The organism is Bradyrhizobium sp. CCBAU 11434 (genome assembly GCF_028128895.1).
GTDB classification, from domain to species: domain Bacteria; phylum Pseudomonadota; class Alphaproteobacteria; order Rhizobiales; family Xanthobacteraceae; genus Bradyrhizobium; species Bradyrhizobium zhengyangense.
The window spans coordinates 96794-118122 of sequence record NZ_LBJX01000100.1 but is presented as its reverse complement, the minus strand read 5'-3'; the positions used below and the strand labels follow the sequence as shown (position 1 = coordinate 118122).

Here is a 21329-nt window from a genome sequence, read left to right as displayed (position 1 = left end):
CTCGTAGCAATGCCGATCTTGATCGCCGACAGGCCTGGAAGTCCGCTGGAATCGCCGCAATCGATGGCGCCCCCGTGTTGTCCCGGAAACGATCACCCCCAGGTTGTCGCACTGTCAAGCGAGCCCGCAGGGTCAGCCCTGAATTTTGGGGACGTCAGGGCTGATTTTGCGCTGCGGCCGCGCCGGCAGCAACGACTGGAACCGGCAGTTGCTCACCCAGCGCGGGCCTTCGCGTGGCCATCTCAAAGCGCGCAACACCGCCCGATCCACTATCTTCCCGCAGTCGCGAGAATCTTCGATACCTGCCCCTCAGAGTCTTGATTTGAAAGGTTCGAGTTTGCCGGACACATTGCGCCCCCGAGTCCATCGGTGGATGGGCCAATCAGGGGACTTGCGATGGCAAACCTAACAATCAACGGAAAAACCTTCACGCTCGATGTCGAGGCGGATACGCCGCTGCTCTGGGCGATCCGCGAGAATGCCGGCCTGACCGGGACCAAATATGGCTGCGGGATCGCACAATGCGGGGCCTGCACCGTGCACTTGGACAGTGTCGCCACCCGTTCCTGCGGGATTTCAGTCGCCGAGGCCGAGGGCAAGAAGATCACCACCATCGAAGGGCTCGGCTCCGGTGCGACGCTGCATAAGGTGCAGGAGGCCTGGATCGCCCAGGACGTTCCGCAATGCGGCTATTGCCAGAGCGGCATGATCATGGCGGTGACGGCGCTCCTGAACGAGAAGCCGAAGCCGACCGACGCCGACATCGACGAGGCCATCACCAATATCTGCCGCTGCGGCACCTTCCAGCAGGTGCGCGAGGCGATCCACACGATCGCAAGCGCGTAAGGGAGCTGGCACATGAACAAGCATGTTTCTCCCAAATTGAACCGCCGCGCCTTCGTAATCGGCACCGCCGCTGTCGGCGCTGGTCTTGCCATCGGCTTCGACCTGCCGTTTGGGGGTCCCACCGTGGTTCGCGCGGCTGACGGCTCGCCCGAGGTCAATGCCTGGGTCGTGATCCGGCCTGACGATACAGTGGTGATCCGCGTCGCCCGCTCGGAGATGGGCCAGGGCTCACTGACGGGTCTCGCCCAGCTCGTCGCCGAGGAACTCGAATGCGACTGGACCAAGGTCACCACCGAATTCCCCTCGCCTGGCCAGAACGTCGCGCGCAAGCGAGTCTGGGGAGATTACTCGACCGGCGGCAGCCGCGGCATCCGCGGCTCCCACGACTATGTCCGCAAGGGCGGCGCCGCCGCACGCATGATGCTGATCCAGGCCGCGGCCAATGACTGGAAGGTGCCGGCCTCTGAATGCACGGCCGTCAATAGCGTCATCACCCACACGCCATCGGGCAAGACCACGACCTACGGCAAGGTCGCCGAAGCCGCGGCCAAGCTGACGCCCCCGACTGACGTCAAGCTGAAGGATCCCAAGGATTGGCGGGTGATCGGCAAGGGCGTGAAGCGGCTCGACACCCCGGACAAGGTCACCGGCACCACCGTCTATGGCATCGACGTCAAGCTGCCCGGCATGCTCAACGCTGCGATCAAGGATTGCCCTGTTACCGGCGGCAAGCTGAAAAGCTATGACGAAGCCAAGATCGCCGGCATGAAAGGCGTGAAGAAGGTGATGAAGGTCGGCGACACCGCAGTTGCGGTCGTGGCCGACACGTTCTGGCACGCCAAGACCGCGCTCGATGCGCTGCCGATCGTCTGGGACGAAGGCGAGAACGCCAAAGTCTCCAGCGCCTCGATCGCAAAATGGCTGGCCGAAGGCCTCGACGGCGGTCCGGCCTATGTCGGCAATTCCGACGGCGATGCGAAGGCCGCCCTTGCCGGTGCCGCCAAGACGATCGAAGCCGTCTACAACTATCCCTACCAGAACCACGCTACGATGGAGCCGATGAACGCCACCGCGCTCTACACGGCCGACAAATGCGAGGTCTGGTGTGGCACGCAGAATGGCGAGGCGGCGTTCGCCGCCGCACTGGAAGCATCAGAACTTCCGGCCGAGAAATGCGACGTCAACAAGCTGCTGCTCGGCGGCGGCTTCGGCCGGCGCGGCCAGACCGACTATGTCCGGCAGGCCGTGCTGATCGCCAAGCAGATGCCGGGCACGCCGATCAAGCTGATATGGACGCGCGAAGAGGACATGACGCACGGCCGGTACCATCCGGTCACGCAATGCAAACTGACCGCGGGCTTCGATGCCGACAACAATCTGACGGCATTCCATATGCGGATCTCCGGCCAGTCGATCCTCGCGAGCTTGAGGCCGGACGCACTCGTCAAGGGCATGGACCCAGCGACATTCGCCGGCCTCAACGCCAAGGGCGATGCACCGTTTGGATACTCGGTGCCCAATCTCCTGATCGAGCATTCGATGCGCAACCCGCACATCATCCCAGGCTTCTGGCGCGGAGTGAACGTGAATCAGAACGCCATCTATGTCGAATGCTTCATGGATGAGCTGGCGCACGCAGCAGGGCAAGACCCCCTCGAGTTCCGGCGCAAGCTGATGAAGGATCATCCGAAGCATCTCGCTGTGCTGGAGGCCGTGGCCGAGAAGATTGGCTGGAGCACTGCGCCGCCGCAGGGCGTTTATCGCGGACTTGCGCACTTCGCCTCCTACGGCAGCTATGTCGCGGCGGCCGCGGAGATCTCCGTCATCGACGGCACCAAGATCAAGGTGCATCGCATCGTCGCGGCGACCGACCCCGGCTATGCCGTCAACCCGGCCCAGATCGAACGGCAGATTGCCGGGTCGTTCGTCTACGGCCTGAGCGGACTGTTCTATGGCGGCATCACGGTCAAGGATGGCGCCGTCGAACAGACAAACTTCGATACCTACGATTCGATGCGGATCGCGGCGATGCCGAAGGTGGAATCGATCGTGATGCCGAGTGGCGGTTTCTGGGGCGGTGTCGGCGAGCCGACGATCGGCGTTGCTGGACCAGCCGTGCTCAACGCCTACTTCGCAGCCACCGGCAAACGAATCCGTTCCGTGCCGCTGCGCGATCAGAACATCACCTTCGCATGAGAAACACCGCGGCGGCCATCATGGCCGCCGCGGTACTTGCCTGGATGACCTCAATGACCACGCGACCGGTGACACGTCGGAGCGCCGTGCTCGGCATCACCGCCGCGGCGGCTACATTGGCACGGCCATCGGTCCTGCTTGCGCAATCGACAGGTCGCATCGTCGTGGTCGGCGGCGGCTTCGGGGGAGCCGCCTGCGCCCGCGCGCTCAAGCGGGCGCAGGTAGACCTGCAGGTGATCCTGATCGATCCCAATGCGGTCTTCACCGCCTGTCCTCTCAGCAACGAGGTGATCGCGGGCTTGCACGATATCGAGGCGCAGCAGTTTGGCCATGAAAAGGTCGCCGCCGAAGGCGTCACCGTGATCGGCCAGACCGTAACCACCATCGCGCCGGAGCAGCGCAGCGTCATGACCGCCGACGGCGTCGCGCTGCCCTATGACCGCCTCGTGCTCTCGCCCGGCATCGACTTCCATTTCGAGGCGCTGCCCGGCTACGACGAGGCCGCGTCGGAAACAATGCCGCATGCGTGGAAGGCCGGCGCGCAGACGTTGCTGCTGCGCAGGCAGTTGGAAGCGATGGACGATGGTGGCACTGTCGCCATCGCCGTCCCCGCCAATCCCTCGCGCTGTCCGCCCGCGCCTTACGAGCGCGCCAGCCTGATCGCGCATTATTTGAAGACGAAGAAGCCGCGCTCGAAAGTGCTGATCCTCGATGCCAAGGACACTTTCTCGCAGCAGCGGCTGTTCGAGCAGGCGTGGAAAGAACTGTACGGCGACATGATCGAACGAATCGGCCTGTCACAAGGCGGTCGCGTCACCTCGATCGATCCCGCCACCAAGACCATCGTCACCGAATTCGGCAATTACAGCCCTGACGTCGCCAATGTCATCCCGCCGCAGCGCGCTGGGCGCATTGCCGAGATCGCGGGTGCAACTGATGCCACCGGTTGGTGCCCGATCGACCCCGTCACCTTCGAGTCAAAGCTTGTCAAGAATATTCACGTCATCGGCGACGCTTGCCTTGGCGGCGGCATTCCCAAATCGGCATCGGCCGCAAATGCGCAAGGCAAGGCGTGCGCTGCCGCCATCGTCAATCTGCTCGCCGGCCGCACGCCGGAGACACCGCGGCTCACCGGCGTCTGCTACAACATTGTCGCACCCGGTTATGGCTTCTCGCTCGCGGGCAACTACCAACCCAGGGGCGACATCTTTGTCGAGGTCGAGGGCGGCGCTACGAGCCCGGTCGATGCGCCGCGTGAGCTGCGCACCCGCGAAGCGGCCGAGGCGGAGCGCTGGTTTCAAACCATCACGGCGGACACCTTTGGCTAGGTCGACGATTACCATCGCAGTGCTGTTTGCCAGTCTGGTGCACGTCGCCAACGCACGTGCGGACGGATTAGCCCGCTACGAGATCACCGGCGACGGCATCACGACATCGCTCACGGGCGCGCCCGGCGATGCCGTGCGCGGGCGCACGCTGGCGCTGGCGCGAACGACGACCTGCATCCTCTGCCATTCCGGCCCCTTCCCGGAAGCGCGGTTCCAGGGCGACTTGGCGCCCGATCTCACCGGCGCGGGGAACCGCTGGACGGCAAGCCAGTTGCGGCTTCGGCTGGTTGACGCCTCACGCTTCAATCCGGACACCATCATGCCGTCCTATTATCGCAACGAGGGGCTGGTTCGGGTCGGACGCAATTTCGCGGAGAAACCGATATTGTCGGCCACAGAGATCGAGGACATCGTGGCCTTTCTCGCAACACTTCGGGACTAAGCTGATGCGGACGACGCGACGACAATTCTTGAGCTTGGCCGGAGGCGTCACAGTCGCCGGGACGATCCCGGTCGTCACGCTGCGGCCGCTCAAAGCGACGCCCGCGATGCTCAACACTGCGATCCGGAACCTCGTCGGCGAGGTCCCCATTCACACCGGCAAGGTCAAGCTCGACATTCCGCCGCTGGTCGAGAACGGCAACACGGTGCCGATGACGGTCAGCGTCGCGAGCGCGATGACCGCGGACGACTACGTGAAGAGCATCCACGTCTTCAACGAGAAGAACCCTCAGCCCAACATCGGAAATTTCTACCTGAACCCGTCCTCCGGACGCGCGCAGGTCTCGACGCGGATCCGGCTTGCCGACACCCAGAAAGTGGTCGCAATCGCCCGCCTCTCCGACGATAGTTTCTGGCAGGTCGCCGCGGATATTGTCGTGACGCTCGCCGCCTGCACCGAGGAGGTGAATTGATGGCCGCGCTCATCAACGTCCCCTCAAAAGCCAAACGCGGCGACATCATCGAGATCCGCACGCTGACCTCACACATCATGGAAACCGGTTTTCGCCGCACCATGGATGGCGCGCTGGTGCCGCGCGACATCATCACGAGCTTCACCTGCCGCTACAACGGCACCGAGATTTTTCGCGCGGATCTGTTTCCGGCGATCGCCGCCAACCCGTACTTGTCCTTCTTCACGATCGCCAAGGAGAGCGGCAAGCTCGAGTTCGAATGGATCGGCGACAACGGCTACTCGTCCAGGGCATCGGCATCGATCACGGTCGAATGATTTTCTGGCGCGCGATAGCGGTGGCGGCGCTTGCCGCCACGACCTCTGCCCTTCTGGCCGGTGAGATCCCGCCCGATGCGCGCCGCTCCGGCTATTCCTTCATGAGTCCTGATACGCGCGCCATGCAGGATGACGACACCTCCAATCCGGGCATGCTGTTCGTGCTGGATGGCGAGGCCTTATGGGGTAGGAAGGTCGGCAGCGCCGACAAGGCGTGCGCCGACTGTCACGGCGATGCGCGAAGCAGTATGAAGGGCGTCGCGGCGCGCTATCCGGCGTTCGACCGGACGCTGGGGCGCCCCGTCACCCTCGACCAGCGCATCAACCTTTGCCGTGCCAATCATCAGCAGGCGAGCTCACTGCCTTACGAGGGCCACGACATCCTGGCGCTGTCCGCCTTCGTTGCTCATCAGTCGCGCGGCGTTGCGATCACCACAGGCGATGATCCACAACTTATTGCTTTCGTCGAACAGGGGCGCAGCCTCTTCATGCAGCGCGAGGGACAACTCAACCTGGCCTGCACCAATTGCCATGACGACAACTTTGACAAGCACCTTGCAGGCTCGCCGATCACGCAAGGGCAGCCGACCGGCTATCCGCTCTATCGGCTGGAATGGCAGACGCTGGGATCCCTGGAGCGGCGCTTGCGCAGCTGCATGACCGGCGTCCGCGCCCAAGCCTATGAGTATGGCGCGCCCGAATTGGTCGCGCTCGAACTCTACCTGATGTCGCGGGCCCGCGGAATGCCGATGGAAACGCCGGCGGTGCGACCGTAACGCATAAATTAGGGCTAGGCAGGCGTGGAACGGTCGCTAGTATCCCCCCAAAGAATTGAATCAGAGGGAGGGACTAAAGTGGCTGACCATAAAATCTCGCGCCGTACGCTGCTGACGGGCACCGCTGCGGCGGGCGCACTCAGCCTCACCGGGCTTCCGGCGCGCGCCGAGGTGAATTGGAAGAAATATGCAGGTACCAAGCTGGAGGTGATCCTCGCCAAGGGGCCGCGCGGCGACAACCTGCAAAAATACGTCAAGGAATTCACCGACCTCACCGGCATCCAGGTCGAATCCGAGCAAATCCCCGAGCAGCAGCAGCGGCAGAAATGCGTCATCGAGCTCACCTCGGGCCGGCCGAGTTTCGACGTTGTCCATCTCAGCTATCATGTGCAGAAGCGGCAGTTCGAGAAAGCCGGCTGGCTCGCCGACCTCACGCCCTACATGAAGGACCCGACGCTGACCGCGCCCGACCTCGTCGAGAGCGATTTCTCGGCCGCAGGTCTGCAGTACTGCAAGAACGACAAGGGTCAGATGCTGTCCCTGCCGTGGTCGGTCGACTATTTCATCCTCTACTACAACAAGGAGCTGTTCCAGAAGAAGGGCGTCGCAGTGCCCAAAACGCTGGACGAGATGGTTGCCGCCGCCGAAAAGCTCACTGATGCGAAGGACGGCACCTATGGCTTCGTCGGGCGGGGCCTGCGCAACGCCAATATGACGTTGTGGACGAACTTCTTCCTCGATTATGGCGGCGAATTCCTCGACGCCAAGGGCAACATTCTGACTGACGGTCCCGAAGCCGTCGCAGCGACCAAGCTCTACCAGACTCTGCTGACGAAAGTGGCTCCGCCCGGCGTCGCCGGCTTCAACTGGATGGAGTCGATGGCCTCGTTCACGCAAGGCAAATCGGCGATGTGGATCGACGGCGTCGGCTGGGCGCCGCCGCTGGAGGATCCGGCTGCCTCGCGCGTCGTCGGCAAGGTCGGCTACACCGTCGTGCCGGCCGGTCCGAAGGGGCAATATTCGGCGACCTATGGCGACGGTATCGGTGTCGCCGCCGCGAGCAAGAACAAGGAAGCCGCCTATCTGCTCTGCCAGTGGATCGTCTCGAAGCAGCAGGGTGCGCGGCTCTTGCAGGCCGGTGGCGGCGTGCCGTTCCGCAACTCGATCCTGAACGATGCTGAGGTCCAGAAGGGCGTGAAGATGCCCAAGGAGTGGCTGCAGTCGGTGATTGATTCCGCCAAGATCAGCAAGCTCGGCCTGCCGGTGATCATCCCGGTCGCCGAATTCCGCGATCTCGTCGGCGCCGCTATCACCTCGACCCTGGCCGGCTCCGATCCCGCGGCAGAGCTGAAGAAAGCCCACGATCAGTTCCGGCCGATCCTGGAGCGTAGCGAAAAGGCGTGAGTGCGTTGACACAATCGACTCCGCGCGCGGCACAGTCTGATGCCGCGCCGGAGAAGGAGCTGCGGCCGCCGTCCTATTGGCCGTTCGTGGTGCCGGCGCTGGTCGTCGTCCTCGCGATCATCATCTTCCCGTGGGTGTTCACCATCTGGATGAGCCTGAACGAGTGGAAGGTCGGCTCGCCGACCACCTTCGTCGGATTCTCCAACTATTTGCGCCTGACCGGCGATCCGCGCTTCATCGAGGCGATCGGACACACGCTGGTCTACACCGTGCTGTCCGTGGTGCTGCCGCTCGTGTTCGGCACATTTGCGGCCGTGGTTTTTCACCAGAAATTCGCCGGCCGCGGCTTCCTGCGCGGCATCTTCATCATGCCGATGATGGCAACGCCGGTGGCAATCGCGCTGGTCTGGACCATGATGTTCCACCCGCAACTCGGCGTGCTCAACTATTTGCTGTCACTGGTCGGCATCCCTGCGCAGCTCTGGGTGTTTCATCCGGCAACGGTGATTCCCTCGCTGGTGCTGGTCGAGACCTGGCAATGGACACCGCTGGTGATGTTGATCGTGCTCGGCGGGCTCGCTGCGATCCCGACCGAACCCTACGAGAGCGCGCAGATCGACGGCGCCAGCCTGTGGCAGGTGTTCCGGTTCATCACCCTGCCGCTGATCATGCCGTTCCTGTTCATCGCCGGCATGATCCGCATGATCGACGCGGTGAAGAGCTTTGACGTCATCTTCGCGATCACGCAGGGCGGACCGGGATCAGCGTCGGAGACCATCAACCTCTACCTCTACAGCGTCGCCTTCGTTTATTACGACCTCGGCTACGGCTCGGCGATCGCAGTCGTGTTCTTCCTGCTGATTGTCCTGCTTGCGGCGGTGATGCTCTACGCCCGCCAGCGCATGCTGTGGACCGAAATCGCGAGCGACGCATGACCCCGAAGCAAATCATCGGCAAGATCGGCCTGTGGTTCGCGGTGCTCGTCATCGTGTCGCCGGCGATCCTGTTCTTCCTCTGGATGCTGTCGCTCTCGCTCAAATTCGAGGTCGACAACGCCGCCTACCCGCCGGTGTTCATCCCAGAGCATTTCGCCTGGAAGAACTACGCCGACGTGCTCGCCTCCAACCGCTTCGTCACCTATTTCTTCAACAGCCTGATCGTGACAGGCAGCGCGGTACTGGCGCTGATGGTCGGCGTCCCCGCCGGCTACGGCATCGCGCGGATGGCCGCGCACAAATCGGCGATCGTGATCCTGATCGCCCGCATCACGCCCGGCCTGTCCTATCTGATCCCGTTGTTCCTGCTGTTCCAGTGGCTCGGCCTGCTCGGCACGCTGGTGCCGCAGATCATCATCCATCTCGTGGTGACGGTGCCGATCGTGATCTGGATCATGATCGGCTATTTCGAGACCACGCCGCTGGAGCTGGAAGAAGCCGCCCTCATCGACGGTGCAGGCCGCTGGCAGGTATTCCGCCACGTCGCGCTGCCGATCGCCAAGCCCGGCATCGCGGTCGCCTTCATTCTCGCGGTGATCTTCTCCTGGAATAATTTTGTGTTCGGCATCGTGCTGGCGGGGCGCGAGACCCGCACCCTGCCCGTCGCCGTCTACAACATGATCTCGTTCGACCAGTTGAGTTGGGGCCCGCTCGCCGCAGCTGCGTTGGTCGTGACGCTGCCGGTGCTGCTGCTTACGGTATTCGCGCAGCGGCAGATCGTGGCAGGGCTGACGGCGGGGGCCGTGAAGGGCGGATGATCGCTGCTCATCCCTGTCGACGCCTTTAGCTGATCCGGACGACGACCTTTCCCTTGGCTCGGCCCGTCTCGAGATACGCCAGCGCCTCCTTTGCCTGCGCGAACGGAAAGACCTTGTCGATCACCGGCCGGATGTGCCCGGCCTCGATAAGCTTACCGAGCTCTGCGAGTAGACTGCCGTCCGGGTGTACGAACAGGAAGGAATACGCAGCGCGGCTTGCCTTGGCACGCCGCAGGATCTTGCGGCTCAGCAACCCGAACAGCAGCACCATGAAGAAATTCATGCCGCGGGCGCGAGCGAACGCAGCGTCGGGTGGCCCAATGAGTGAGACGATTGCGCTCCCGGGTTTCAATATCCGAAGCGACTTCTCGAGTGCGTCGCCCCTGACTGTGCCCAGCACAGCATCGTAGCCGCGCAGCACATCCTCGAATTGCTGCTTCTTGTAGTCGACCACCTCGTGGGCTCCGAGGCTCCGGACCAGATCCACATTTCCGGTACTCGTCGTCGTCCCGACCTTCGCGCCGAGATATTTCGCCAGCTGGATCGCAAACGTACCAATGCCGCCCGCGCCTGCCGGAATGAATACCTTTTGGCCGGGTTGGAGCCGTGCGCGGACCTTGAGCGCCTGCCACGACGTCAGTCCAACCATCGGTATCGAGGCCGCCTGCACGAAGTCCAGATTTGCCGGTTTGAGCGCGGCCGCGTCCTCGGGCACCGTCGCAAACTCAGCGAGAGCACCCGAGCCGCTCAGGTCGAAGATGCTGGCGAAGACGGCATCACCCGGCTTGAAGCGGGTGACGCGACTTCCGACCTCCACCACGACACCGGCCAAATCGCTGCCCAGCGTGGCCGGAAGCTGAAAGCGAAGGATCGGCTTGAAGGTTCCTTTCGGAATCATGTTGTCGATAGGGTTCAAACCAGCCGCATGGACCTGGACGAGAATCTCGTTCGGCTTCGGCGACGGCCGAGGCGTATCAACGAACGTAACCTGGTCCGGTCTACCATAACGCTTGAAGACGAGTGCTCTCATGGTTGCTGATGTCCGGTTTTCGGGTGCTTGCGCCGGCCGCATGCCGTCAGAAGGCTCGGGCGGTGCGGGCAGGCTGCAATGCAGTTGCCGCATCGAGCCGCAGGTCCTTTCGAATCCCGGCGTCGACCAGTCCAGCCGGCGCAAATCTGCGAAGCAACCGCAGGCGGTTGGCGAGCTTGCCGGCCGCGTACCGGACTTTCGGATGCGCCGCGCTGGCCGCTTTCAGAACGGTGTCGGCCACCACGCTTGGGTCCTCAGCCGTCGTCATAACCTCGTTCACCCGTTTGGTGACGTGCGCACGCGCCTCGCGATACTCGTCGAGCTTGGCATCCGGCTCCATGAAGTTCGCGTCGAACGGCGTCTTGGTGTACGCGGGCTCGATGACCGAGACCCGGATGCCTCTCGTGCGCAGCTCATGGTCGAGCGATTCCGAATAGCCTTCCACGGCGTGTTTGGTGGCGGCATAGAGCGCGCCGTAGGGCATCGGCAGAAAGCCGAGAACGGAGCCGATATTGATGATGCGACCATTCCCCTGCCGCCGCATGTGGGGCAGGACGGCCTGTGTCATCCGGATCAGTCCAAAGAAGTTCGTCTCGAAAATCGATCGGGCCTGATCGATCGAGCTCTCTTCCGCGCCGGCAGGGGCAACACCGAAGCCGGCGTTGTTCACGAGCAGATCGATGCGGCCATCGCACCGTATGACATTACTGACGGCGGCTTTGGCGGATTCATCGCTGGTCACGTCGAGGACCAGCATCTCGAACGATCGCCTGCCGGCCTGCGCGCCTCGTCTGCTGGTGCCGTAGACCTTGTAGCCGGCTTTCGCGAGCCGCTCCGCCGTGGCTTCGCCGATGCCTGATGAGGCGCCGGTAACAAGCGCTATTCCAGTGTTGGTCGTATTCACGAGCTTCTCCTGTGAGGGTGCCAGCTTCGAACCACTTTGATTACGATCGTAATTATTGATATACATGACGATCGCCATTATAATTGTCAAGACCCGGGACCAAGGATCTGCGACATGCGCGTTTCAAAGGAACAGGCGGCGAAGAATCGCGAGCGTATTCTCGAGGCCGCTTCCCGCCTCATGCGGGAGCGCGGCATCTCCGGCATGGGTGTGGACGCGCTGGCCGATGCTGCGGGGATGACCCACGGCAGCATGTACAGTCAATTCGGCTCCAAGGAACGACTCGTCGAAGAAGCGGTGGCCCACGCCATCGTCGCCAAAGGGCGAGAAGTGCCCGACGAATTTGCGCTCGGCGACTACGTTTCCGAATACCTCTCAGCGGGGCATCGCGACGAACCGGGAAGCGGTTGCCCCTTCGCGGCCCTGTCTTGTGAGATGGCTCGACAAAGCGGTGGCGTGAGAGACCGTTTCACAGCCGGAGTACGTGGCATGATCGGGCTGCTGAGCGGTCGAATGACCTCGACGCTGAAGCCGCGGCAGCGCGAGGAGAAGGCCCTCGCGACGGCCGCCTCCCTGGTCGGGGCACTCGTGCTGGCCCGGGCCGTGAATGATCCCAAGCTGTCGGACGATATTCTTCGCGCGACCAGGAACCAGATAGGCGTTTGATCGCGCGGCGCAGTGCGGGGCTAGACCTGCCACCATGATGGGTGGCGGCAGTCGAGCAACTGGCTGGATTAAGACAAAGATGCGGCCTGGCGACGCGACGTCGTCCGGCCGCAGACTTTATTCGCCCAGCCTACTCTGCCGGTGCGGCGTGCATCTCCGGATGCGCGGCATAGTGCTCGCTGGCGCCGAGCTTGCTGGCCGCGAACAGGCCGGCAGCCATCACGGCGTAGGAGAGGGCCACGGCAGGCGTGACACCAAAGCCGCCGCCGATGCCGACGGCTTCGCCATGCATGAAGCCGAAGTACGTCAGCACCGCGCCGACCAGCGCGAAGGCCGACGCCTTTTCGAAGTCACGCTCGATGATGAAGACGCCGATCGCACCAAGGATGAGGCCGGCGAGGATGGAGCCGCCGCCCATCACCTCCAGCCCGTGATAAAACACGCCCTGCTGCGGCAGAGCGGCAACCGCCGCAATCTTCACTGCGTCGGCTTTGTCGGCCGCCATGCCGCCGACAGTCGCTGCCGCCGTCATGGTCGAGGCCAGCATCGTGTCGATCTGGAGCTTGGCCCAGGCGGCGAGATGCGGGGTCAGCGCCAGCACGATTGCGGGCGCATGCTTGACCGGCGTGGTCTGGAACGCCTGCGCGCCGATCAGCATGCCGATATACAGCAGGATCGGCGAGATCGCGACCACGGGCACGAGCGCCAGCAGCACCGAGATGATGCCGAACCAAGCCAGCACAACCACCATGATGCCGGTCGCCGCCGAGTAGCCGATGCGACCACCCATCGCCTTCCAACCGGGATGGCCGATGTAGACGGCGTTGATGAAAGGATTGCCCATCAGGCAGCCGATCAGGCTGACGACGCCGTCGGCGGTCAGCACGCGCGTGGTCGGATATTCGTCGCCGGCAGCCTCCGCGCTCTCGACATTGTCCATGGCCTCGACGAGGTCATAGATGCCGAACGGAATGGCGGTAACCAGGATGACGCCGAGATATTCGAAGCCTGAGAAGACGTAGCCCACGGCGGGAAGCGGCACCGAGAAGCCGAAATTGGAGAAGGCGGCGCTGACGCCTTTGAGGCTCAATCCGCCGAGGCCAAGCCCGAACAGATTCGAGCCCCATGCGATGATCATGCCGGCCGCGATGGCGACGAGACCCGCGGGAATCCCCTTCGGATACTTCACGCCGCCGAACCAGCTCACCAGGATGATGGCAAAGCAGACGAGGCCGATCTGAGGCGTCATGTACATCTCGAGCGCAGGCCGCATCGAGATGAAGGTGATGGAGACACCCGCGAGCGTGCCAAGCAGCGCCGCGCGCGGTGTGATCTTGCGGATGAACGGCGCGATGAAGCCGCCGATCATCAGGATGAAGCTCTGGAAGAACACCCAGACGAGGCCCGCGGACCAGCCCTTGAGCGGATCGCCCGTCTTCAGCGTGATCGGCAGCATGATCACGAAAGTGACGATAAACATGTGCGGCACGCTGACGCCCGACGGCAGCGCGCAGACATCGCTGCGGCCGGTCTTTTGCGCGAGACGATAGGCGAGAAAGGCGTAGTAGAAGGTCGACAGGCACATCATCAGCCCGAGCGCGGGCAGGATGCGGCCGAACACGAGACTGTCAGGCATCTTCAACACGAAGCGAAGCAGGCCCGTGAGCACCAGCATGTTGACGAGGATGTTGGTGCCGAAGCCGAAAAACGCGTTCCAGTCGCCCGATGTCCATAGCGCCGGTTTGAAGTCGGACGTATTGCTTGCAGACTTGCCGGCCGTCCCCGTCAATGTGCTCATGAGAATACCCCTGTGTGGTCTAAACCTTCATTGCCTCCAAGACCGCGGCTGAGGTTGCGACCCAGCCGAAGATGCCGCCCTGGGCCTTGATCATCTTCAGGCCCATCTCGTGAAACTCGGGGAAGTAGGATGCGCAGCCGTCCGAGATGACGACGCAGCGATAGCCGCGGTCGTTGGCCTCGCGCACGGTGGTGTTGACACACACCTCAGTGGTGACGCCGCACACGAGCAAATTCTCGATGCCGTATTTCTCCAGCACATCGGTGAGCTCGGTGGCGTAGAACGCGCCCTTGCCGGGCTTGTCGATCACGACCTCGCTGTCGAGCGGATAAAGCTCGGGAATGATGTCGTGACCAGCTTCACCGCGAATGAGGATGCGGCCCATCGGGCCGGGATCGCCGATACGCAAGGACGGCGCGCCGCGCTCGACTTTCGCCGGCGGCGCATCGGACAGATCAGGCAGATGCCCTTCGCGGGTATGGATCACCAGCATGCCGGTGTCGCGTGCGGCCTTCAGCACCGCGCCGATCGGCTTCACCGCACGCGCGAGTTGGCTGACGTCGTTGCCAAGCGTCTCGCCGAAACCGCCGGGCTCCATGAAGTCGCGCTGCATGTCGATGATCACAAGCGCGGTCGACGACCAATCGAGCTTGATTGGCTCGGGCTCGGCGCTGATGACGCCCAATGTCGGCTTGGTTGAGTTCAACATGACGCAGGCCCCCGCGAGAACTCTCTTTGCGGGGAGTTCTGCAAGCGCCGTGCCATTGTGTACAATTGCAGTGACGTACGAGGCGCAACGAAAATCGATGCGTACTCAGAAGGTTACGCCCGAGATCGAGGACTGCTTATTCCCTGTGCGACGGCTTTGCGAGGTGCATTTGCCTAGAGGATGAGCGTTGGTCGCGCACTCTCCGCCCGTCATTCCGGGCTCGCGACTTTGTCGCGCCCCGGAATGACGGACAGAGAGACTACCGCCCCGCTCCATACAGCCACCGATACTCCTCCTCATAGGGCGCATAAGAGTCCTTCAGCGTCGCCATGTTGAGGAGCATGGTCGCAACCACCGCGCCAGCCTTGTCGAACGCTCGCGTCTTGACCCAGGCGCTCTCGGTGCGTCGGCTGCCGGACAGTGCGACGACCTCGCGCTCGACTTCGTACTCCTCGTCAACGAAGAGCGGCCCCTTCATCAGCCGGATCTCCTGGTCGGCGAACAGGCCGACGGCCGGTCCCTTCGCCGGCAGCGGATCGTCCTTGGAGCGGTACTGGAACAGCACGCTCAGCATCTCCATCGGGATGATCGCCTTCCGCCACGGATTGTCGGCGCTGGAATAGTAAGGCGAGTTTTCGGTGATGACTGCGAGCTTCTGCCTGAGGGAAAACGGATAGAGGTCGCCCATGTTCTGGTCGAACGCCATCCGCACCGGCTGCCGCCTGCTCGTCTGCGCCACCTTCACGTCGCGCAGGATGACAGGATCGGTGAGTGGCTTGAGCTCGGTCAGGCGCGTCTCGAGCGCCGTCGCGACTTGCGCATCGCCGACCGAGGCGGTGCCGCGCAATACCTCGGTGCCGTCGCGCTTCACCATCTGGATCTGGCACTGGCTCGTTCCGGGCAACGGCTTCGACAGGATCGCCTGCACGTCCTCGCCTTCGAAGCAGGCGTTGCGATAATGTGCGGAGAGACAGCCGCTCTCGAACCACGCCTGGCCCCACAGCCGCGCGCCGAGCGGCGCGAACTGGCTGAAATGCGTGGGGCCCTCGATGGTGCCGCCCCTGAAGCCAAGCTTCTGAGCGGTGGCATCGTCGTGGATGGAGGCATGCGCATCGTAAACCTGCGCGTGCAGCATCTGGCGCGGCTGACGCCACGGCCCGATCAGGACCTCGGCGGTTTCGGTGATGTCGGTATTGAACGCGTTCGCGGTCATGGGCTCCTCCACAGGCAGCCATGACTAGCAGGCCCGCCACGGATGCGGCCAGCGATATTGACTTCGGTGCTCCATGCCTTTGACTGCGGCATCCGCTTCGCAAGTCGCCGATCTTTCCGCGGCGCAAAATTCCCACCTTATGCGACGACGAGGACTCCTAAAATGGCGCTGTTGCAGGTCGAGCTGGACGATAAATACCGGCTCGAATCGAAGCGGATCTTCCTGTCCGGCACTCAGGCCCTGGTCCGCTTGCCCATGTTGCAGCGCGAACGTGACCGGCTCGAGGGACTCAACACCGGCGGCTTCATCTCGGGCTATCGCGGTTCCCCGCTCGGCATGTACGACCACGCGCTGTGGCGCGCGAAGTCGCACCTTCAGCAGCACGACATCGCCTTCGTCCCCGGCCTGAACGAGGATCTGGCGGCGACCGCGGTCTGGGGCAGCCAGCAGGTCGGCCTGTTTCCCGGCGCCAAGGTCGATGGCGTGTTCGGCATCTGGTACGGCAAGGGTCCGGGCGTCGACCGCTCGGTCGATGCGCTCAAGCATGCCAATGCCGCCGGCACCTCGCTCAATGGTGGCGTGCTCGCGCTCGCCGGCGACGACCATGGCTGCCAGTCCTCGACGCTGGCGCATCAGAGCGAGCAGGTGTTCGCGGCGGCAATGATTCCCGTGATCAATCCCGCCACGCTCCAGGACTATCTCGATCTCGGCCTCTACGGTTTTGCGCTGTCGCGTTTCTCCGGATGCTGGGTCGGCTTCAAGGCGATCAGCGAGACGGTCGAGAGCTCCGCCTCGATCGACAGCGATCCCGCACGCATCAAGATCGTCCTTCCCGATGATTTCGAGATGCCGCCCGGCGGCCTCAACATCCGCTGGCCCGATCCGCCGCTGGAGGCCGAGCGGCGCCTGTTCGGGCCGAAGATGGCCGCAGTGCAGGCCTTCGCCCGCGCCAACCGGCTCGATCGCATCGTGCTCGATTCCAAGCCCGCAAGGCTCGGCATCGTCGCGACCGGCAAGGCCTATCTCGATCTGCGCCAGGCGCTGGCCGACCTCGGCATCACCGACAAGGACGCCCAGGATCTGGGCTTGCGCATCTACAAGGTCGCGCTGACCTGGCCGCTGGAGGAAAGCGGCGCGAGGCGCTTTGCCGAGGGCCTGCAGGACGTGCTGGTGGTCGAAGAGAAGCGCGGCTTCATCGAAGACCAGTTGATGCGCATCCTCTACAACATTGATGGGTCGAGGCGCCCGACCGTCACCGGCAAGCGCGACGAGAGCGGTGCACCGTTGCTGCCGAGCGAGGGCGAGTTGACGCCGACCATCGTCGCGGGGGCGCTGGTGGCACGCTTGCGCAAGCTCGGCCATCACAGCCCGGTGCTGGAGCAGCGCCTTGCCCGGCTTGAGGCCTTCGACAATCCTGTGACGACCACAACGCAGATCAAACTCGCGCGCACGCCGTTCTTCTGCTCGGGCTGCCCGCACAATACCTCGACGCGCGTGCCCGAAGGCAGCCGCGCCATGGCTGGTATCGGCTGCCACGGCATGGCCCTGAGCATGCCCACTCGCCGTACCGACCTGATCTCTCATATGGGCGCCGAGGGCGTGAACTGGATCGGCCAGTCGCCCTTCACCACCGAAAAGCACATCTTCCAGAATCTTGGCGACGGCACCTATACGCACTCCGGCTTGCTGGCGCTCCGCGCAGCATCGGCGGCCGGCATCAACATCACCTACAAGATCCTCTACAACGACGCCGTCGCGATGACCGGCGGCCAGCCGGCCGAAGGTGCCTTCAATGTCGCGCAGATCGCGCACCAGGTCTGGGCCGAGGGCGTCAAGCGGCTTGCGATCGTCTCGGACGATCCGAGCAAATACCCTGAGGGCAACTACTTCCCGCAGGGCGCGACGATTCATCACCGCCGCGAGCTCGATGCTGTGCAGCGCGAGCTGCGCGATATCAAGGGGCTCACGGTCGTGATCTACGACCAGACCTGCGCCGCCGAAAAACGCCGCCGCCGCAAGCGCGGGCTCTATCCCGATCCCGCCAAGCGCGCCTTCATCAACGAGCTGGTCTGCGAAGGTTGCGGCGATTGCTCGCAGGCGTCCAACTGCGTCTCGGTGCAGCCGCTCGAGACCGAGTTCGGCCGCAAGCGCCAGATCGACCAGTCCAACTGCAACAAGGACTTTTCCTGCGTCGAGGGCTTCTGCCCGAGCTTTGTCACCGTGCACGGTGGTTCGCTGAAGCGGATGAAGACCTCGGCGGTGGACTCCGGCCAATTGTTCGCCGACCTGCCGCTGCCGTCCGCGCGTGAGCTTGATGGACCCTACAACATCCTCGTCACCGGCATTGGCGGCACCGGCGTCATCACCATCGGCGCGCTGCTCGGCATGGCCGCCCATGTCGACGGCCGCGGCTGCTCGGCGCTCGATTTCACCGGCCTTTCGCAGAAGAACGGCGCGGTGATGAGCCATGTCCGCATCGCACCGAAGCCGGAAGACATCTCGGCGGTCCGCATTACCACCGGCGGCGCCGACGTCATCCTCGGTTGCGACATGATCGTCTCGGCCGGCCCGGCGGCGCTGAGCCGCGCCGAGCGTGGCGTGACCAAGGCCTATATCAACGCCGACCTGCAGCCGACCGCGAGCTTCGTGCAGAACCCCGATATCGATTTCGAGATGGGCACGATGCAGACCGTGCTGCGCGATGCGGTCGGCGACAAGAATCTCGACATCATCGACGCGACAGGCATTGCCGGCGCGCTAATGGGCGACAGCATCGCAACCAATCCCTTCATGCTGGGGTTCGCCTTCCAGAAGGGGTCGATCCCCCTGTCGTTGGAGGCCCTGCTGCGCGCCATCGAGATCAACGGCGCCGCGATCGAGATGAACAAGCTCGCCTTCACCTGGGGCCGCCTCGCCGCTCACGACATGTCGCGCGTGCGTAGCGTGCTTCAATTCAAGAACCGGGCGTCCGCGCCGACCAAATCGCTTGACGATATCATCGCAACCCGTGCCGAATTCCTGACCAGCTATCAGGATAAGGCGTACGCGGACCGCTACCTCGCAGCTGTGGCCAAAGTGCGCAAGGCGGAAGCTGCCGCCTCGCCCGCCTCCACGGAGCTGACCGAGGCCGTGGCAAAGAACCTGTTCAAGCTGATGTCCTACAAGGACGAGTACGAGGTCGCGCGGCTCTATACCGATGGCAGCTTTGCCAGGAAGGTGTCGGAAAAGTTCGACGGCAACTTCACACTGAAGTACCACCTCGCACCGCCGATCTTCACCAAGCGCGACAAGTCGACGGGACGGCTTCAGAAGCAGGAATTCGGCGGCTGGATGATCCACGCCTTTCGCGTGCTGGCGAAGCTGAAATTCCTGCGCGGCGGCGCTTTTGATCTGTTCGGCCGCTCCGAAGAGCGCCGGACCGAGCGGAAGCTGGTCGCGGATTATCTCGGCATGATCGATCAGCAGATGCCCGGACTGAAAGCGGAGCAGATCCCGCTTCTGACGAGACTAGCGCGTGTACCGGAAACCATCCGCGGCTTCGGCCACGTCAAGGAGGCCAACATCAAGCTGGCGGCAGCGGAGAAGGCGCGGCTAGAGGCGGAGCTGGAGAACAGCCGATTTGCTGCGGCGGCGGAGTAGAGGTTAGAGCACACTCTCTCCACGTCATTGCGAGGAGCGACGAAGCAATGACGCGGATGTCACGAATGCGCCTTCAGACAGCCGCCTTCTCGGCGCTCGGCGTATTCGCCGCCCCCTCCGCCAGATGCCGCCCCGCGATATACCCGAACGTCAGCGCCGGCCCGAGCGTGATGCCCGGACCGGGATAATTCCCGTTCATGATCGAGCCCATGTCGTTGCCACAGGCATAAAGCCCCGCAACCGGCATGCCGTCCTCGCGCAGCACGCGCGCCTGCGCATCGACGTTCATGCCGATTGCGGTGCCGAGATCGGCCGGATAGATGCGCATGGCGAAGAAGGGCGCACAATGAATAGGCGCAACGCAGGGGTTGGGCTTATGAGCGGCGTCGCCGAGGTGGCGCTGGTAGATGGTGCTGCCACGACCGAATTCAGGGTCGCGGCCTTCCTTTGCACCATCGTTGTAAGCCGCGATCGTCGCGGTAAGCAGGGCCGGCTTGATGCCGATCTTGGCCGCAAGCTCTGAGATATCGGGAGCCTCGATCAATTCACCGCTCGCCACATAGCAGCGCACACTGCGCGTGAACGGCTTGATGCGACCGAGACCGTAGCTCCACAGGAACGGCCGGTCGCAGACCAGATAGAACGGCCGGTCCGGTTCGCCATTGGCATCGCGCAGCATCGCGAGCACGAACTCATGGTAAGAGAGCGCCTCGTTGACGAAGCGCCGGCCCGCGCCATTCACGGCGATGACGCCGGGCTTCGCGCGGTCAGTCACAGTGTGCGGGAACACGCCGCGGCTGCCGTCGGTGCGGCGGAACAGCGAGGCCGGTACCCAATAGGCCGGGCTTGTCGCGTCCGTATTCAGCGCCGCATTGGCCGTCGCCGCAAGCCGAAGCCCATCGCCCGTGCCCGCTATGTTGGTGGCCGAGACAAATCCAGCCGAGGGCGGGAAAAAGCGTTTGCGCAAGACCGCATCATGCGAAAAGCCGCCGGTTGCAAGCACGACGCCGCGCCTCGCGGCGATCAAGCGGTCGCGCGAGCCATGGCGAATCACGACGCCACCGACGCGATCGCCTTGCATCAACAAATCCTCGACATCGGCACTGAAGAGAATCTCGACCTGCCGCGCCAGCAGCGAGGCATAGAGCCGAGCAGCGAGCGCATTGCCGAGATGCAGCGTCGTTCCGCGCGGGCTGCGCAGTCGTTGCAGCGCATATCCGGAGACCAACCGTGCCGCGCGCAAAGTCGAGCGCAGCGATTTTCCGACACGGCGCAGATGCGGGATGTCGAGCCGGTTGACCATCATCCCGCCGAACAGCGTGAATTCCGGCAGCGGCGCGCGCAGCCGCGCGAAAGCTTGGCCCAGCCGCGTGCCGTCGAACGCGACCGGCTCCAGCACGCGCCCGCCTGATGTCGCGCCCAGCCGCTCCGGATAATAGTCCGGATAGGCCTTCACTGGCTGAAGGCGAACTTCCGTGTTGCTTTCGAGATAGGCGATCGCTTCCGGCCCACGCGCAAGAAATGCCGCGCGCAAGCCCGCGTTGGCAGGTTCGGGCACGGTGCTCGACAGATACCGGACCGCATCCGTGATGCTGTCGGAGAGCCCCGCCTCTTTCATCTTGGCATTGGCGGGGATCCAGACCATGCCTCCGGACCACGCGGTCGTGCCGCCAACGAAAGCGGTCTTCTCGATCACCAGCACGCGCAGACCTTCGGCGGCAGCGACGGCCGCAGCTGTCATACCGCCGGCGCCAGCGCCGATGACAATGACGTCGTAGGTCTCATGCGCCGGCATCATGCGGCAGGAGTCCGGAGGGGAGGCATGACACCGTCATA

General features: G+C 63.6%; 18 protein-coding genes. 12 read left to right on the top strand and 6 right to left on the bottom strand.

Going from position 1 to position 21329, the window contains the following annotated elements; translation table 11 throughout:
• Positions 1 to 396 precede the first annotated feature (396 nt).
• The 10 genes from XI06_RS33010 to XI06_RS32965 all read left to right on the top strand — a co-directional run bounded on the left by XI06_RS33010 (position 397) and on the right by XI06_RS32965 (position 9534).
• Positions 397 to 846, top strand: coding sequence for a (2Fe-2S)-binding protein (locus tag XI06_RS33010; RefSeq protein WP_237863564.1), 450 nt, complete (start codon positions 397 to 399; stop codon positions 844 to 846).
• A gap of 12 nt (positions 847 to 858) precedes the next feature.
• Positions 859 to 3042, top strand: coding sequence for a xanthine dehydrogenase family protein molybdopterin-binding subunit (locus XI06_RS33005; RefSeq protein WP_237889521.1), 2184 nt, complete (start codon positions 859 to 861; stop codon positions 3040 to 3042).
• A gap of 44 nt (positions 3043 to 3086) precedes the next feature.
• Positions 3087 to 4370 (top strand): NAD(P)/FAD-dependent oxidoreductase, encoded by a 1284-nt coding sequence (locus XI06_RS33000; RefSeq protein ID WP_237863882.1) that lies wholly within the window; start codon positions 3087 to 3089, stop codon positions 4368 to 4370.
• Positions 4363 to 4812 (top strand): sulfur oxidation c-type cytochrome SoxX, encoded by a 450-nt coding sequence (gene soxX / locus XI06_RS32995; RefSeq protein WP_271607291.1) that lies wholly within the window; start codon positions 4363 to 4365, stop codon positions 4810 to 4812. Before XI06_RS33000 ends, soxX begins: the two co-directional genes overlap by 8 nt.
• Positions 4813 to 4816: 4 nt before the next feature.
• Complete coding sequence (locus XI06_RS32990; RefSeq protein ID WP_271607290.1) at positions 4817 to 5284, top strand: SoxY-related AACIE arm protein; 468 nt, start codon at positions 4817 to 4819, stop codon at positions 5282 to 5284.
• On the top strand, positions 5284 to 5601 hold the full coding sequence (gene soxZ, locus XI06_RS32985) for a thiosulfate oxidation carrier complex protein SoxZ (protein WP_237863560.1): 318 nt from the start codon (positions 5284 to 5286) through the stop codon (positions 5599 to 5601). Before XI06_RS32990 ends, soxZ begins: the two co-directional genes overlap by 1 nt.
• Entirely contained in the window at positions 5598 to 6377 is a 780-nt protein-coding gene (gene soxA / locus XI06_RS32980) for a sulfur oxidation c-type cytochrome SoxA (protein ID WP_237863559.1), read from the top strand. The genes soxZ and soxA overlap by 4 nt, the downstream gene beginning before the upstream one ends.
• 78 nt (positions 6378 to 6455) lie before the next feature.
• Complete coding sequence (locus tag XI06_RS32975) at positions 6456 to 7781, top strand: ABC transporter substrate-binding protein (RefSeq protein WP_237863558.1); 1326 nt, start codon at positions 6456 to 6458, stop codon at positions 7779 to 7781.
• Positions 7778 to 8716 (top strand): carbohydrate ABC transporter permease, encoded by a 939-nt coding sequence (locus XI06_RS32970; protein ID WP_237863557.1) that lies wholly within the window; start codon positions 7778 to 7780, stop codon positions 8714 to 8716. Before XI06_RS32975 ends, XI06_RS32970 begins: the two co-directional genes overlap by 4 nt.
• Complete coding sequence (locus XI06_RS32965; protein ID WP_271607289.1) at positions 8713 to 9534, top strand: carbohydrate ABC transporter permease; 822 nt, start codon at positions 8713 to 8715, stop codon at positions 9532 to 9534. Before XI06_RS32970 ends, XI06_RS32965 begins: the two co-directional genes overlap by 4 nt.
• Positions 9535 to 9559: 25 nt before the next feature.
• Here the strand turns inward: XI06_RS32965 and XI06_RS32960 are convergent, their stop codons facing one another.
• Positions 9560 to 10564, bottom strand: a complete 1005-nt coding sequence (locus XI06_RS32960; protein WP_237863555.1) for an NADP-dependent oxidoreductase — start codon at positions 10562 to 10564, stop codon at positions 9560 to 9562.
• Positions 10565 to 10610: 46 nt separating this feature from the next.
• Complete coding sequence (locus XI06_RS32955) at positions 10611 to 11546, bottom strand: oxidoreductase (RefSeq protein ID WP_237863554.1); 936 nt, start codon at positions 11544 to 11546, stop codon at positions 10611 to 10613.
• A gap of 36 nt (positions 11547 to 11582) precedes the next feature.
• On the opposite strand from XI06_RS32955, the gene XI06_RS32950 reads away from it, so the two are divergent.
• The gene (locus XI06_RS32950; protein WP_237863553.1) at positions 11583 to 12134 is read left to right on the top strand and encodes a TetR/AcrR family transcriptional regulator; all 552 of its coding nucleotides are present in this window, start codon (positions 11583 to 11585) and stop codon (positions 12132 to 12134) included.
• Between the two features lie 130 nt (positions 12135 to 12264).
• Here the strand turns inward: XI06_RS32950 and XI06_RS32945 are convergent, their stop codons facing one another.
• The 3 genes from XI06_RS32945 to XI06_RS32935 form a co-directional block, all read right to left on the bottom strand.
• Positions 12265 to 13932: a regulator gene (locus XI06_RS32945; protein ID WP_271607288.1), complete on the bottom strand. Its 1668-nt coding sequence runs from the start codon at positions 13930 to 13932 to the stop codon at positions 12265 to 12267.
• Positions 13933 to 13951: 19 nt separating this feature from the next.
• Positions 13952 to 14641, bottom strand: a complete 690-nt coding sequence (locus XI06_RS32940) for a cysteine hydrolase family protein (protein ID WP_194463565.1) — start codon at positions 14639 to 14641, stop codon at positions 13952 to 13954.
• Positions 14642 to 14900: 259 nt separating this feature from the next.
• The gene (locus tag XI06_RS32935; protein WP_271607287.1) at positions 14901 to 15854 is read right to left on the bottom strand and encodes a hypothetical protein; all 954 of its coding nucleotides are present in this window, start codon (positions 15852 to 15854) and stop codon (positions 14901 to 14903) included.
• Between the two features lie 162 nt (positions 15855 to 16016).
• On the opposite strand from XI06_RS32935, the gene XI06_RS32930 reads away from it, so the two are divergent.
• Complete coding sequence (locus XI06_RS32930; RefSeq protein WP_271607286.1) at positions 16017 to 19493, top strand: indolepyruvate ferredoxin oxidoreductase family protein; 3477 nt, start codon at positions 16017 to 16019, stop codon at positions 19491 to 19493.
• Positions 19494 to 19566: 73 nt separating this feature from the next.
• Here XI06_RS32930 and XI06_RS32925 read toward each other — a convergent pair whose 3' ends face one another.
• On the bottom strand, positions 19567 to 21291 hold the full coding sequence (locus XI06_RS32925) for an FAD-dependent oxidoreductase (RefSeq protein ID WP_271607285.1): 1725 nt from the start codon (positions 21289 to 21291) through the stop codon (positions 19567 to 19569).
• Positions 21292 to 21329: the final 38 nt, after the last annotated feature.